Source organism: Winogradskyella echinorum (genome assembly GCF_014297365.1).
Taxonomy (GTDB): domain Bacteria; phylum Bacteroidota; class Bacteroidia; order Flavobacteriales; family Flavobacteriaceae; genus Winogradskyella; species Winogradskyella echinorum.
Genome location: NZ_JACOQD010000008.1, coordinates 33,097 through 47,935, shown reverse-complemented (window position 1 = coordinate 47,935; position 14,839 = coordinate 33,097). Strand labels below are relative to the sequence as shown.

General features: G+C 31.6%; 14 protein-coding genes. 5 read left to right on the top strand and 9 right to left on the bottom strand.

All coding sequences use genetic code 11. From position 1 onward, the window contains the following. Positions 1-8 precede the first annotated feature (8 nt). The 3 genes from H8K90_RS16530 to smpB all read right to left on the bottom strand — a co-directional run bounded on the left by H8K90_RS16530 (position 9) and on the right by smpB (position 3,640). Positions 9-536: a DUF4348 domain-containing protein gene (locus tag H8K90_RS16530; protein ID WP_186847104.1), complete on the bottom strand. Its 528-nt coding sequence runs from the start codon at positions 534-536 to the stop codon at positions 9-11. A gap of 21 nt (positions 537-557) precedes the next feature. Then, on the bottom strand, positions 558-3,023 hold the full coding sequence (locus H8K90_RS16525; RefSeq protein ID WP_186847103.1) for a DUF5686 and carboxypeptidase regulatory-like domain-containing protein: 2,466 nt from the start codon (positions 3,021-3,023) through the stop codon (positions 558-560). A 158-nt stretch (positions 3,024-3,181) separates the two neighbouring features. Beyond that, positions 3,182-3,640 (bottom strand): SsrA-binding protein SmpB, encoded by a 459-nt coding sequence (gene smpB / locus H8K90_RS16520; protein ID WP_186847102.1) that lies wholly within the window; start codon positions 3,638-3,640, stop codon positions 3,182-3,184. Between the two features lie 111 nt (positions 3,641-3,751). On the opposite strand from smpB, the gene H8K90_RS16515 reads away from it, so the two are divergent. Next, complete coding sequence (locus tag H8K90_RS16515; protein ID WP_186847101.1) at positions 3,752-4,513, top strand: DUF6503 family protein; 762 nt, start codon at positions 3,752-3,754, stop codon at positions 4,511-4,513. Here the strand turns inward: H8K90_RS16515 and H8K90_RS16510 are convergent. From H8K90_RS16510 to clpB, 5 genes are all read right to left on the bottom strand, one after another. Further along, the gene (locus tag H8K90_RS16510; protein ID WP_186847100.1) at positions 4,499-5,383 is read right to left on the bottom strand and encodes a histidine phosphatase family protein; all 885 of its coding nucleotides are present in this window, start codon (positions 5,381-5,383) and stop codon (positions 4,499-4,501) included. The two genes, H8K90_RS16515 and H8K90_RS16510, sit on opposite strands and share 15 nt — an antisense overlap. Before the next feature lie 118 nt (positions 5,384-5,501). Beyond that, on the bottom strand, positions 5,502-6,164 hold the full coding sequence (gene deoC / locus H8K90_RS16505) for a deoxyribose-phosphate aldolase (protein WP_186847099.1): 663 nt from the start codon (positions 6,162-6,164) through the stop codon (positions 5,502-5,504). A 230-nt stretch (positions 6,165-6,394) separates the two neighbouring features. After that, positions 6,395-6,877, bottom strand: a complete 483-nt coding sequence (locus H8K90_RS16500; RefSeq protein WP_186847098.1) for an acyl-CoA thioesterase — start codon at positions 6,875-6,877, stop codon at positions 6,395-6,397. Between the two features lie 53 nt (positions 6,878-6,930). Beyond that, positions 6,931-7,527: a TetR/AcrR family transcriptional regulator gene (locus H8K90_RS16495; RefSeq protein WP_186847097.1), complete on the bottom strand. Its 597-nt coding sequence runs from the start codon at positions 7,525-7,527 to the stop codon at positions 6,931-6,933. Positions 7,528-7,733: 206 nt separating this feature from the next. Continuing rightward, positions 7,734-10,340 carry an ATP-dependent chaperone ClpB gene (gene clpB / locus H8K90_RS16490; RefSeq protein WP_186847096.1) on the bottom strand — a complete coding sequence of 869 codons (2,607 nt, stop codon included), beginning with the start codon at positions 10,338-10,340 and terminating at the stop codon, positions 7,734-7,736. Between the two features lie 232 nt (positions 10,341-10,572). Between clpB and ytxJ the strand changes: the two genes are divergently transcribed. From ytxJ to H8K90_RS16470, 4 genes are all read left to right on the top strand, one after another. Further along, the gene (gene ytxJ, locus H8K90_RS16485; protein WP_186847095.1) at positions 10,573-10,959 is read left to right on the top strand and encodes a bacillithiol system redox-active protein YtxJ; all 387 of its coding nucleotides are present in this window, start codon (positions 10,573-10,575) and stop codon (positions 10,957-10,959) included. Positions 10,960-11,173: 214 nt separating this feature from the next. Continuing rightward, positions 11,174-11,677: a hypothetical protein gene (locus H8K90_RS16480; RefSeq protein WP_186847094.1), complete on the top strand. Its 504-nt coding sequence runs from the start codon at positions 11,174-11,176 to the stop codon at positions 11,675-11,677. Positions 11,678-11,820: 143 nt separating this feature from the next. Then, on the top strand, positions 11,821-12,576 hold the full coding sequence (locus H8K90_RS16475; RefSeq protein ID WP_186847093.1) for an SDR family NAD(P)-dependent oxidoreductase: 756 nt from the start codon (positions 11,821-11,823) through the stop codon (positions 12,574-12,576). 44 nt (positions 12,577-12,620) lie between these two features. Further along, a complete protein-coding gene (locus H8K90_RS16470) occupies positions 12,621-13,538 on the top strand; it encodes a helix-turn-helix domain-containing protein (RefSeq protein WP_186847092.1) in 918 nt (305 codons plus the stop codon). On the opposite strand, the gene H8K90_RS16465 is transcribed toward H8K90_RS16470, so the two are convergent. After that, positions 13,535-14,719 (bottom strand): hypothetical protein, encoded by a 1,185-nt coding sequence (locus tag H8K90_RS16465; protein ID WP_186847091.1) that lies wholly within the window; start codon positions 14,717-14,719, stop codon positions 13,535-13,537. The genes H8K90_RS16470 and H8K90_RS16465 overlap by 4 nt on opposite strands. Positions 14,720-14,839: the final 120 nt, after the last annotated feature.

The following is a 14,839-nucleotide window of genomic DNA, read 5'->3' as shown; positions in this document are numbered from 1 at the left end:
TATATTTTTTAATCGCCTAATTGCTCCCATTTTGTTAAATACCATTTTCCATTTTTACCAGTGAAATAATATTTTGAGTCACCTCCAGTTTCAACTCCATACCAGTGTAATAGACGTTCGTTAGTAGTTCGTAAATTTAATTCGAAATTATCATAAATTTGAGTCCTTTCGCTAGCAGTATTAAGGTAGAATGAATTATATTTCCATTCAGGTTTAATTAATTTAATAGTGTCTATTTCTCCACCCAATTCATCTTCCCATGTGATATATTTTAATGGAAACTTAATTCTTTCAAGTTGAAAAGTAGAATCAGTCATAAAACTCCAGAAAAACGCATCAAAATTTTCATTATTATATCTTAATTCAATTTTACTGTCATTATTTGCTTTTAGAGATTTGAGCTCATCATTTGAAATTGTAAGTTCTCTTCTAAGACTATCAATGGTTTTATTAAAACTAGAATTGTTAGTTTCAATATTCTTATTACAGCTAATGATTAAGCACATAAAAGTAATTAATACTAGAGATACTTTCATTGATCTTATTTTTCTATAAAGTTAAAAGAATTTCAACCCAAACAAAATGGCATCACTCTGAAATCCGCTTTGGTAAGATCTTACATAATCCACTCTTAAGAATCTCCATTTTCCCCAACCAATATTGTCAATACCTACAGAATACTCTTGGTAAGGCTTAAAATCTGGTGTAGCCAACAAATGCGCGCCAATTACCAAGTTAAAGTTGAGTTTATTAAGTAATGGCACTTTACCTAAAAGAAAGCCATTAAAATCGTGCTCAACATGTGCTTCTAAATAAGAATCATTTGTACTTGCAGCGTAATAAGGTAAATTATTAAATACATTCGTGTAATTACCTTCTGTGCTTACGTGTGTTTGGTTACCATTAAAATGTTGGTAATCCATAAAGGCAATATCATCTGCATTAAAAAACTTACCAGCTCTTATGTTGTATCTAAAACGGCCTTTGTCTGCAATATTAAAAGATTGATAGAGTCTTGCTTTAATTTGGTCAAAGTTATAATCATCGATTGTGGCTCCAAACCCTTTTTCGTAACTCAATACAAGTGTAGGATAGGCATCATTTCCAATATTAAATTTACTATCAGGATAACTCAGATATTCTTGTCCAAAATTAAATTGTGCTGTTACATTTGCTTTTAGGATGTTATGCGTTTCAAAAGGTGCTATTCCGTTGGCAGTTTCGTCTAAAGGATTATTACTTGTGTAAATATCATTGTCCTCATTAATATATACTTGGTCTGTGGTATTAAAAAGAGCCTTTCGTCTTTCGTATGCGAGTTGCGTATATAATCTAAAGCCATTAAAAAGTTCTTCAGAATAATTAAGTTGAAGAAAACTTTTATCGTAAAGCTTCATATAATTATCTTCAAAAAACAACGTACTTACGGTGTTGATGAATGGTAATATAGGTTGTGAAGGATTGTACTGTTCAGCAATAACTCCGCCATAAAGAGTTAAAAATGCACGCGATGTGTTATTAAACTTATAACTTAGAGATCCTGTGGCTCTTAATCGCTCATCAGAAAAACCATATTGTAAATTGGCATTAGCACTAAAGTAACGTTTAAAATCATCGTAATCTTTTGTGAAGAATAAATTCGCTTTTGCTGTATATCCTTGAACCGTATTAAACTGTACACCACCAATAGGAATATCATATCCCATGCGAATATCTTTATGAGAGTTTTGATAGGTATATCCTAAAATACTTCCTAGTTTAAATTTATTATTTACACGGTCTATAGAGTCTAAATAAGGTTTAGATTCTCTAACAATTTGTATACTATCTTTTTTAACGTAATCGGTACGCTCTTCTAAGGTTAATGGTACGGGTCTAATATTGTTCCAGTATAACGAATCTTTTTTGTTGGCATTTTCTTCAAAAGCAACAAGTTCTTTATTAAAATCTTTTCGAGTTAAACCAGTATTAAATTGATAATTGCTATAAACAGCTGTAAATCGACCATCTCCTTTAATACCTAAGAATTTGTATTTAAAATCAATACTTTGAGAAATTATAGCCCAAATTTTATCGGCTTCAGAATATGAAAAACTTTGTTTTAACGAAATAATATCTACTGCAGGTATGCGTGCTTGTACACCAGTAATATCTAGCTCTATACCATAAATTGTCCATTGGTCTTCTACGATATAAATGATACCTGCAAATACAGGATCATTTTCGCGTTTTGGAATTACTTTAATTTTATTTACAAGATTCCCTCTCTCATCATAAAACACGCCATCAAGTTTATATTTATAATATCCAAATGCATTATTGGCAATAGGCGAGACGATTTGGTTACCAAACTCAACTGTATTATTGTAAAAATTATAATCAACATCTATAGCATTGTTAAAACTAAAGCCATTGTCGTTACCACTAACTTTTGAAGCAGTAATTTTTTCTTTGAGTTTGCTAGGTCTTAAAAACTGAATTTTAGAAATTGTCTCCGATAAGTATATAATACCAGTACGTGTAGAATCTAGTCCACCACCTAAATCACCAACTTCTTGGCCTAATATCTTTTCAGGTGCATCTTTAATTCTTATCAACCCTCGAGAATAAAAATCTGCTTTGTAAGAGTTTATTTTTTCAAGATTCTCTTTACGTTTTGCTATGGCTTGTCGCATAATGGTATTTGCAGGATTATCTTCTGCATTTACTACAACCTCTCCAAGAGAAACCGATTCTTCTTCTAAGATTACATCTATTTTAAATGGAAATTTATCTATAGTTACATTCTTTTTTATGGTTTTATAGCCTAAATAAGTGTAAACTATTGTGTAAGTTTTTGGTGTTGTAATATTAAGCTCATAGTAACCGTCGTCATTACTAGTGGTACCTTTATAAGTGTTTTCTATTAGGATATTTACAAAGGGAAGCGGTTCGTTTTTAGTGTTTGTTACTGTTCCGACGATTTGTGCCGAAGCGAAATATCCTAATGTAATACATAAAACGAAGAGTAATTTTTTAGTCATAAAATTTGATTGATGATTATACTTAGACAAGAATTTATCAAATTATTACAAATTCTATGCCTTTAATTTAATAGACGTAAATAAAACAAAATTGGTTGCCTACAATGTTTCAAACATAGATTAAAAATGCTCAAGCAGAAGTTATAGTAATCTTAAACTTATCGAAAATTTTTCTTAATACGATCTAAATCACGCTTGTTATCACGATCTTTTATTACTTCTCGTTTATCGTAAAGCTTTTTACCTTTACCTAAGCCTATAATAAGTTTCGCATAGCCTTTTTCATTAATGAAAAGTTTAAGAGGAATAATAGCATTACCCTTTACATCCATTTCTTTTTTGAGTTTTTTAAGCTCTTTTCTATTGAGTAATAATTTGCGTTCAGCTTTTGGTTTATGGTTGTAGTAATTGCCAAAGGCGTACTCTTCTACGGTCATGTTAATTACAAATAACTCTTCGCGATCATTAAACTCGCAGAAACTTTCGGCAATAGAAGCCTTCCCAGATCTTATAGATTTAATCTCAGTTCCGGTAAGTACAATTCCAGCCGTATATTTATCTAATATCTCGTACTGAAATTTTGCTTTCTTATTGAGTATGTTAACTGTTTTTTGCATGTAGGGCAAAGGTAGTTTTTAAAGTTAAAAGTTAAAAGTTTATTGACTTAAAGTAAACTGCGTAATGTTATTCATAATTTTGCGACTTTAAAGCTTAAATTATCTTTTCATATGAAAAATATTTCTATCACTCTATTAGCTTTTTTAGTATTTAGTTGCAAATCTGAAACGCCTGCAAAGTTATTGTCTGCAAATGATATTGTCAATAAATCCATTGAAGTTTCTGGTGGTGCTATTTTTGATGCTAATGTTGTAATTATAAAGTTTGATTTTAGAGATATACATTACAAATCTACACATACTTCCAATGCTAAAGTTTTATCAAGGTTCATAAAAAAAGAAAATGACTCTATTTTAGATATTTTGAAAGGCGAAAAATTTCAACGTTATATAAATGAGAGACCTATTAAACTTGAAGATTCAATGGTTAAAAAATATTCTTCCTCTGTAAACTCAGTTCATTATTTTTCAACCTTGCCTTATGGTCTCAACGATAAAGCAGTTAATAAAGAAATAGTAGGTGAGGAGAAGATAAAAGAAAAAGACTATTATAAAATTAAAGTCACTTTTGATAAAGAAGGTGGAGGAGAGGATTATGAAGATGTGTTTTTGTATTGGGTTGATAAAGAGTATTTTAAGGTAGCTTATTTAGCGTATTCATATAACGAAGATGATGGTATAGGAATGCGTTTTAGAGAGGCTTATAACGAACGTTATATAAACGGTTTACGGTTAGTAGATTATAATAATTACAAAGCTGAAGACACTTCAATAAAACTTTTTGATTTAGGAAAAGCTTTTGAAAATAAGCAGCTAAAATTATTGTCTAAAATAGAACTTCAAAACGTGGAGGTAGAATTACTCGACCTTTGATACTTTAGATGTTTTTGAGTCTTTAGTAACAGTTACGATATATAAGTTGGCATTATTATCGTCAGCAATCATATCGTATTTCTTTTCACCTAATAAACCATTTGCAAACATTGGCGTTGTATTACTATGACCAACAATTAACACTGTTTGTCCATTGGTTTTAGCTATAAACTCTTTTGGATTGATATTTCTTGGGTCGTAAAATATGACGTCAACATTATTAGCCTTAGCAGTAGGAGCAGCTGTTTCTTTTGTACGATTATAATCTGTTGAATAAACAGCATCAAACTTTACATCTTTAAAAACTTTTGCCCAATTCTGTGCTCGTTTTTGTCCAGCTTCAGTAAGGTGAGGATCTCTGTTTGTTTTGTCAGAACGATCTTTTTCTGCATGTCTAATTAAATAATAGGTGGTTGTTTTTTGTTCTACTTCTTTTTCAAAAGGCCCTTCCCAAATCACTTGTTCTATCATCCATTTACCTTCATCTTTAGATAATAAAACATAGTCAACACCCCAATTTGCAGTTACTTTTGCAGAAGCAATATGATTGCTAATGTCTAAAACTTTTACACTTCTAATTTTATTTTCATCTCTTGGTGCACCTTCGTCTTTCATCTTCTGTACAAAGGCCATTGCCTTATCATAACTCATGTGATCATAATACTCATATATATTAGTTTCTTTGTTTTTCCAATACCCAAATTTATTAAGACGAGGTTTTATCGCAGCTTTTAATTTTGTGGTGTCACCTTTGTAAAATGCATCAATATAGTTGTTTAATGTTGTTTCAATCTGAGCTTTGTCAGTATCATTTTGAGCAGCAATAAAAAATGAAAATGATAAAAAAGCGGCAAGAATAAAAGATTTCATAATAGAAGGATTAGTTAATATTCTCAAATATAAAACAGAAGTATAGAAAGTCCACTAAAAGATTGTTAAATAACTTACTTTAAGCAGTCTATAATAAAACAATAAAAATGTAACTAAACTAATATGTAGAATCTGAAGTTTGACTAGTCATCATTGCAACACCAGAGGAAGAACCTATTCTGTGTACACCAACTTCAATGTATTTTAAGGCTGTTTCGGCATCACTAATACCACCAGAAGCCTTAATTTTTAAATGATCTCTAACTGTTTTTTTCATAATTTTCACTGCAGTTAGTGTAGCACCACTTTTTGAAAAACCCGTCGAGGTTTTAATAAAATCGGCCTTGGCATCCACGCAAATTTCGCAAGCTTTTACAATTTCGTTTTTAGAAAGTTCGCTTATTTCTAGGATTACTTTAAGTGGAATTAAGCCGATAGATCTTTTTACATCACTAATGTCTTTTAGTACTGCAACATGATTTTTACTTTTTAAACGACCAATATTCATCACCATATCAATTTCCGAAGCACCTTGTTCTATGGCCTTTTTTGCTTCAAAAATTTTCGCTTCTGTTGACATGGCTCCTAGCGGAAAACCAACAACGGTACATATCTTTACATTTGAGCGACCAAGGGCCTCTTTAGCAATAGCGACATAACTGCTATTAACACAAACTGAATAAAAATTATATTTAATAGCTTCGTCACAGAGTTGTAGTATTTGGGCCTCTGTAGCAGATGCCTTTAGTAAAGTATGATCTATGTATCTATTTAATTCCATTTTATTATATAAGTAGGTTTACACAAAAAATTAGTCATAGCAATTCTCTCTAAATAGAGGAAACGCAAGACAAGTTTTAATTATGTTTTAAGTTATGTGGAGTTAAATAGCTCGACAAAATTAATGATTTATCCGTTAAAAGGAGGATTTATTTTTAAATTTTATCATGCATTTCATCGAATATTTGTTAATAACTTTGAAATGTTTTTTAATATGAGAGAAATAGAAACCTAAGATTTAGGTCTTTTTATACTCTTTATGCGTTCTTCAAATGTAGTTATTGTTATTGGGTTGTAAATAGCACTAAATAGTGTCATCATATCTTCAGAATGTTGTTCACGCTTTTGAGACATTAAATTATAATGAACAAAACCACACCATACGATTGCCTTTAACTGGCTTTTATCCTCGTTGTACATGCGCATTTCGACCTTTAGGTTACTATTGTCATAATGGATTAATTGCGATTCTATAGTTACAATTTCCATTAATAATGCAGGTTTTAAATATACTATTTGGTTACTACTAGAGACCCAACTCTTACCTTCAGTTTTAGCCATTTTATAAATGTCGATATTGTAATTTTTAATCAATTCATCTTCACGATGGTTCATAAAGTAATCTAAATATTTTCCATTATTTAGATGGTTAAATGGATCACAGTCCTGAAATCTAATTTTTGCTTTACTTTCTACTATTTTAGGTAACTTCATTTCTATTTTAAATTTAAAATATACCAATCGGTATATTGTGGGTTAAAAAAATATTATGCTTTTAGTTCGTTGATTATCATATTGTTGATTTGATTCATGGTGTCTTTCATGTAAAAATCATCATCCATAGTATAGGTCATAAATATGGCTCCTTGTATCATAGTGTCTATACGTTTGGCGTATTGCATTGCATTTATTTCTGTCGAAATTTCACCAATTTCAATACCATCTTCAATAATAGTAGCAACTTGGTCTTGTATGCGTTCTATTACAACTCTTACCTTTTCTAATAATTCAGAATTTTGATTATTTGCATCTACACCAATATTTAAAACAGGGCAACCTCCAAAGGCTTTGCTAATTTTATAGTAATCTGTATAGAATTCTGAAATTGAGAGTAATTTTTGAAGTGGTGAATCACTTTGATTTATGTGATTGGCAATTAATGCCATTAAGTGCTTAACATTAAACTTAAATGCTGCAATTGCTAGTTCTTCCTTATTCTTAAAATTGCCATAGATAGCACCTTTGGTTAATCCGGTTGCAGAAGTAATATCACTCATACTAGTGGCAGCATAGCCATTTTTGTTGAATATAGGTGCAACAGTTTCTAAGATAAACTGTTTTGTATGTTCAGACTTTGTAAGCATATGTACAAAAATATAAAAAATATACCAATTGGTATATTTTTCAGGGTTTTATTAATTTTTAGGTGGTCTTTGCGTTTTATTAAAAAGGAAAGCAACACCTTGTTCATTCAGGAGCTACCTGAAAATAAACTTAGTGTTGCTTTAACCAACCAATCATTATAAAGACTCTTCCTAACCTATTTTGTTACGGTCTATATTAAAATTTATTAAAATTCTTCTACGACTAAATCACCTTGGTTTCTAAAAACTAATTGACCATCGAACTCATCGAGTAAAATAATACTATCAGTAAAGACCTTTCCGGCCAGTATTTCTTTACTCAACTGATTTAGCACTTCTTTTTGTATAACACGCTTTACGGGTCTTGCACCATATTCTGGATTGTAACCTTTGTCTGCTAAATAAGAAATGGCTTCTTCTGTAGCATCGAAGGTTATGCCTTGTTGCGCTATCATTTTAGTTATACTCTTAAGCTGTAAACCAACAATATCTATAATGTTTTCTTTTGATAAAGGTGTAAACATAATAGTATCATCAATACGGTTTAAAAACTCAGGTCTTACACTTTGTTTTAATAAACCTAACACATCAACTTTGGCAGCTTCCATAGCAGATTGAATATCCTTTGTGGCTTCAAAACGTTCTTGTATGATATGACTTCCCATATTGGAGGTCATGATTATAATGGTGTTTTTAAAGTCTGCAATTCTTCCTTTATTATCTGTTAATCGTCCTTCATCTAATACTTGTAATAAAATATTAAAGGTATCTGGATGTGCTTTTTCAATTTCATCTAATAAAACCACAGAATACGGTTTGCGTCTTACGGCTTCTGTTAATTGTCCTCCTTCATCGTACCCAACGTATCCTGGAGGCGCACCAACTAAACGGCTTACGGCATGTCGTTCTTGGTATTCGCTCATATCTATGCGTGTCATGGCATTTTCATCATCAAATAGATATTCTGCTAAAGCTTTTGCTAACTCTGTTTTACCAACACCTGTTGTACCAAGAAACAAGAAAGTTCCAATTGGTTTTTGTGGATTTTGTAAACCAGCTCTTGAGCGACGCACAGCATCACTTACTGCTTCAATAGCCTCTTCTTGACCTACAACACGTTTATGTAGCTCATCCTCGAGTTTTAAAAGTTTTTCACGCTCACTCTGAATCATTTTAGTTACCGGAATGCCTGTCCACTTAGCAACAACATCGGCAATATCCTCATAAGTTACTTCCTCTTTTATTAAAGATGTTTCTTGTTGTTCTGATAATTGTTTCTGATATGTTTCTAGTTTTTCATTGGCTTCTTTAATCTTTCCGTATCTAATTTCGGCAACCTTACCATAATCACCTTCGCGCTCAGCACGTTCAGCTTCTAGTTTAAAGTTTTCAATCTCTAGTTTTATATTCTGTACATTTTCTACAACTTCTTTTTCAGATTTCCATTTTGCATTCAGCTCGTTTCGTTCTTCTTTAAGATTTGCTAAATCTGCTTTTAAGCTTTTTAATTTAGCTTCATCTTTTTCACGTTTAATGGCTTCGTGCTCAATTTCTAACTGCATAATTTTACGATCGAGTACATCTAATTCTTCTGGTTTAGAGTTAATCTCCATTCGCAATTTAGAAGCTGCTTCGTCCATTAAGTCAATAGCTTTATCTGGCAGAAAACGGTTGGTGATGTAGCGTTCCGATAATTCTACTGCACCAATAATAGCTTCATCTTTAATCCTAACTTTGTGATGTGTTTCGTACTTTTCTTTTATACCACGGAGTATTGAAATTGCACTTTCAGTATCTGGCTCATCAACGATAACTTTCTGAAAACGACGTTCTAAAGCCTTATCTTGTTCAAAGTACTTTTGATACTCATCTAGGGTAGTTGCTCCAATAGCTCTTAGCTCACCACGAGCTAAAGCAGGTTTTAATATGTTTGCAGCATCCATAGCACCTTGTCCACCACCAGCACCAACTAATGTATGAATTTCGTCAATAAATAAGACGATATCTCCATTGCTGGTCGTCACTTCTTTAATAACGGCTTTTAAACGTTCTTCAAATTCTCCTTTAAATTTTGCACCTGCAATAAGTGCACCCATATCTAAAGCAAAAATTTGTTTGTCTTTAAGGTTTTCTGGTATATCTCCATCAATAATTCTGTGTGCTAAACCTTCTGCAATTGCCGTTTTACCAGTACCAGGTTCACCCACTAAAATTGGGTTGTTTTTGGTTCTACGCGATAAAATCTGAAGAATTCTACGAATCTCTTCATCTCTACCAATCACTGGATCTAACTTACCATCACTAGCTAATTGATTTAAGTTTTTAGCGTATTTATTAAGCGAATTATAGGTTTCTTCTTGACTTTGAGAAGTTACTCTATCACCTTTACGTAATTCTTCAATTGCAGATTGTAAGCCCTTCTCAGTAACACCTTGATCTTTTAATATTTGAGCTATTTTACTTTTAGATTTAAAAATGGCTAATACTAAATGTTCAATTGATACAAAGTCGTCATTCATCTTTTTAGCGATGATAGAAGCTTCATTTAAAGCTTTGCTTGCTTCACGAGAAAGCATTATGTCTCCTCCAGAAACTTTTGTAAAACTCTCTAGTTCTTTGTCTAATATTTGTTGTAACATAGACACATTAACATTCAACTTTTTTAAAAGGAATGGTAAAACATTTTCATCAACATTAAAGAGCGCTTTAAAAATGTGCTCATTTTCTATTTGCTGATGACCAAAGCCTTGTGCAAGTTGTTGTGCTTGCTGTATGGCTTCTTGCGATTTAATTGTATAATTATTAAAGTTCATATTTTTATTTTTTCTGTCTTTGTGAGGAACAGACATGAATTAATCTATAAATTAGATTTTTCATTGTTACTCAGAATGACAATATCATTTTAGTTTTCTTACCTTTATTCAATAATCTTACCAATACAATTTGAAAGACAAAATGACCGATTTTGTTATTGATTGCGTGACGTTTCGTCAGTTTGTAAGATAATAAAGCTTTAACGACTTACTTGATATAATCGTATAAATTATGGGAATTTTTAATAAACTATTTAACGGTTCTTCAGAACCAAAAGAGGAGAAGGTTTTACCATGGATTCCTCTAAACACCATTGAACAATTAGATGTTATAACTGAAAAATCTAAAACTAAAACACAGCTTATTTTTAAGCACTCTACACGTTGTGGTATTAGTAGAATGGTAATGAACCAATTTGTGTCTGCCTTTGATGTAGATAACAATGTAGATTTATACTATTTAGATTTAATAAGTTATCGAGATGTATCTAATGAAGTGGGTTATAAATTTCAGGTAATGCATCAATCTCCTCAGCTTTTAGTAATAAAAAATGGAGTAGTGGTTGCACATGCTTCTCATGGTGCAATAAATGAGATGGATATTAATAGATTTGTTTAAAATGACGTTTTTGAAATAATTCAACGTTTGTTGAAGTTATAGAAATTCTAGTATTGAGCGTTGTTGAATTAGTGAAACGACGCAACATTGTATTAAGTTTAACTTCGGCTTGTGTAAAAATGACATTGTTAAGAATTATTTTTAGAACAATACCTAGTCACTTTTACTCTTAACTCAATCTTATTAAGTTATTTCATAAATTTGTTGTACTTCCATGAAATACAAAATCACAAAGCAAGATCTTTATAAGCGTAATTATGGTATCACTATAAATGGTGTAGCCGAAACTTTTCTAGAGTTTATTGCGAAAGAAGAGAAAGCTAATAATCCTATACTAAGTAAGGCTAATATTTCTAAACTAGAACATAAAACAAAACGCAGCATCACTATTAATATTATTGTTTTGTTGGTTTTGGGTTTATTTTGTCTGGTACTTGGGTTATACCAATTTATATATCTAAAGCCTTTAATTGGTGTTAATTTGTACACCCAATTTCCTTTAATTTCTAATGGCTCTATAGAAATAGTTGGCAGTATTGCATTGCTAATAGGTTGTGTTTATAGTTATATAAAACGTAATGAGGTTTTAGAACGTCTGGTTAAATCTAAGCTCATTGAAGATTTAAAAGACTTGCAAAGGGAAAGAGCAATGATGGTAAAACCGACTAAAAAGCGAAAACGCTTTAGACAATCTTTTAAAGTGGGTAAGAAGAAATAATTACTAATTACTATATCCTTTTCTTTTAAAATCTTATTGCATATTAACATCATACGATTTGGATAAGTTATCCATAGATTTGGAAAAGTATACTTCTGTAAATGGACTCAACTTTGTATTGTAATTAAAAAAACAATAGTAAAATGAGACAAAAAACAGCAATTATTACTGGCGCAAGTAGAGGTTTAGGCAGAGACATGGCACTTAACCTTGCTAAAGATGGTGTAGATATTATATTTACTTACCTCAAAAACGAAGACAAAGCAAAAGACGTTATTTCAGAGATTGAAGCCCTTGGGCAAAAGGCAATAGCCTTTCCGTTTGATGCCAGCAACCACAAAAGTGGTCAAGACTTTATTGTTAAAGCTACAGTATATTTACAACAAGAACACGGGAATTCTAACTTTGATTTTTTAGTGAATAATGCAGGTACAGGAGTTTATAATCTTATCGTTGACACTACAGAAGAGCAGTTTAATGAAATGATGAACGTACACCTTAAGAGTATTTATTTTTTAACACAAGCGGCATTGCCATTTCTAAATAATGGAGGTCGAATTATTAATATCTCTAGTGGTTTAGCACGTTTTAGTTTACCAGGCATGTCTGCTTATGCAATGATGAAAGGTGGTTTAGAAGTCTTTACACGCTATTTGGCTAAAGAACTTGGAAATCGAAAAATAACTGCCAATGTTATTGCTCCAGGAGCCATAGCAACTGATTTTGCAGGTGGAAGTAATAAAGACAAAGATAAAGCGGCTTTAATTGCAAGTATCACAGCATTAGGTAGAGTAGGTGAAGCTGAGGATATTGGCGGTACCGTTGCCTTTTTATGTTCAGAAAAAGCAGGTTGGATAAATGGTCAACGTATAGAAGTTTCTGGTGGCATGCTTGTTTAAATTTTAGAGTTTGCAATACAATTCTTTTCATTAAATTTATAAAGATGAAAGCACCACAACATTTTAAAAAAATAAATGAATACCATAAATTGGCAAACATAGCTGCACCAGAGCATCCTTTGATTAGTTTGATAGATTATAGTGCTATTCAGTATCCTGATAATATCGCAGATATAAAATGGATTCAGGATTATTACACTATTGGCCTTAAGCGAAATGTAGCACATAAGTTATTTTACGGCCAGCAGGAGTATGATTTTGATGAAGGTGTTATGACGTTTATAGCCCCAAATCAGCTAATGAGTTTGGGAAATAATCCTAATACTAAGTTGCGTAAACCTTCTGGTTGGTTACTCTTAGTGCATCCAGATTTTTTATGGAATTCGGCTTTAGCAAAGCAAATAAATAACTATGATCTTTTTGGTTATAACATAAATGAAGCTCTTTTTCTTTCAGAAAAAGAGGAACAAATGATGGTCGATCTTCTAAAGACGATTCAGTGTGAATACCAATCTAACATTGATAAGTTCAGTCAGAAAATTGTGATTTCACAGTTAGAATTATTGTTCAATTATGCCGAACGTTTTTACGAACGCCAGTTTATTACACGTCAAATTTCTAATCATCAAATTATAAGTCAGTTAGAACAGGTTTTAGAGGACTATTTTAAAGATGATAATTTGATAGAAAAAGGCTTACCCAAAGTACAATGGATTGCAGACCGCTTAAATTTGTCAACAAATTATTTGAGTAGTTTGCTTAAATCCCTAACAGGACAAAGTACACAGCATCATATTCATAATAAATTGATAGAAAAAGCTAAGGCGCAGTTGTCAATGACAGCACTCTCAATAAGTGAGATCGCTTATGGTTTAGGATTCGAACGACCAGCATCATTTACTAAGCTATTCAAAAGTAAAACCGAGATGTCACCAATGGAATTTCGAAAAACTTTTAATTAATTCAAAGTATAGGAGCTCATAATCTGTTTTAACTGATTTTTTAGATCCTCACCAGAATCGTAAATCATTTGTTCTTCAGTAGGGAAAGGTACAGCACGTCTTTCTAAAAAAGGCAATAAATCATTTGCTAAGGCTCTACGATCACCAGTAGCATTAGCATAGATATGTTCAAAGACAAATTGACTATTTACAGGGAAAGCATCAGCCAATTGTTTAGTATTTAAATTGTAGTATTCTACATTACCAACAACTTGTACAGTTTTATATTGTTTGAATTCGTAAAACTCACAACGTACAGTTTTAAACTTATCCACTTCTATAGCATTACCCAAGCTATCTTTAACTTGATTGCCATTCTCATCTCTTAATATTTGTTTGCCATCAACAATCTCTTTTTCTTTTATAAGTTGACGTTCTTTTACTTGTTCGGGTGATACATTAATTTGCCTTAAGTTAACACGCATACTGTAATCGTATTTTGTGTTGTTATCATTTGTATTATGGTAAACTGTCCATAAGTTATTAATACCATAAGTACTAAAGTTTAATAAATCATTTTCTAATCGCTCTGGAATAACTTTCTCCGTATCATTAACCATTTCTACTAATACAAAATCAGTTCCCTTTGTGTGTGCTTCTTCTAGTAATTGGCGAACATCTCTATAGTTAGGATTGATATCTTCTATATCTCTAAACTGATTATAGGCAAATCTATAATTTTGTTTAGTATTATTTTGTTGATTTAGAGTTGCTACAGCATTGGCATAAAGATGTGCTGATGCTTTTTCTTTTGAAGTGATAAGTCCATTAGAATAATCGTTAATCGGTATTGCCGCTTCTCGTCCATCTACATACAAGGGTAAAATTGGCTTAACACGTTCTTGTCTATTATCTAAAGTCACATAAAGATCATACACTTTTAGGTGATTTTCCGGATTATTATCCTTCTTTAAATACTCAATATTTTCAATATCTCGCTGATTAGCCTTTTTATATGCATCTTCAAGCATTACAATATATTCAGCTTTTCTCTTTTTATTCTTATTAGTACGGAGTTTGCTTAAAGCAGTATTAATAGCTTGGTCATAATTACCAACACTTACAGATCTTTCAATTTGTTTGCTCGTGCTGCAAGAAATGATTAGTACTAAGACTAATGCCGAAAGTAGTAGATTTTTCATAAGTTAATAGTTTTGTTAGATTTAGGTTTCAAAACAATTAAGCGGTAAACTTAGGTAAAAATTAGACTAAATGCTAATAAATACGATTAAATGCATAATATTTGATTCACAAATAGGAAT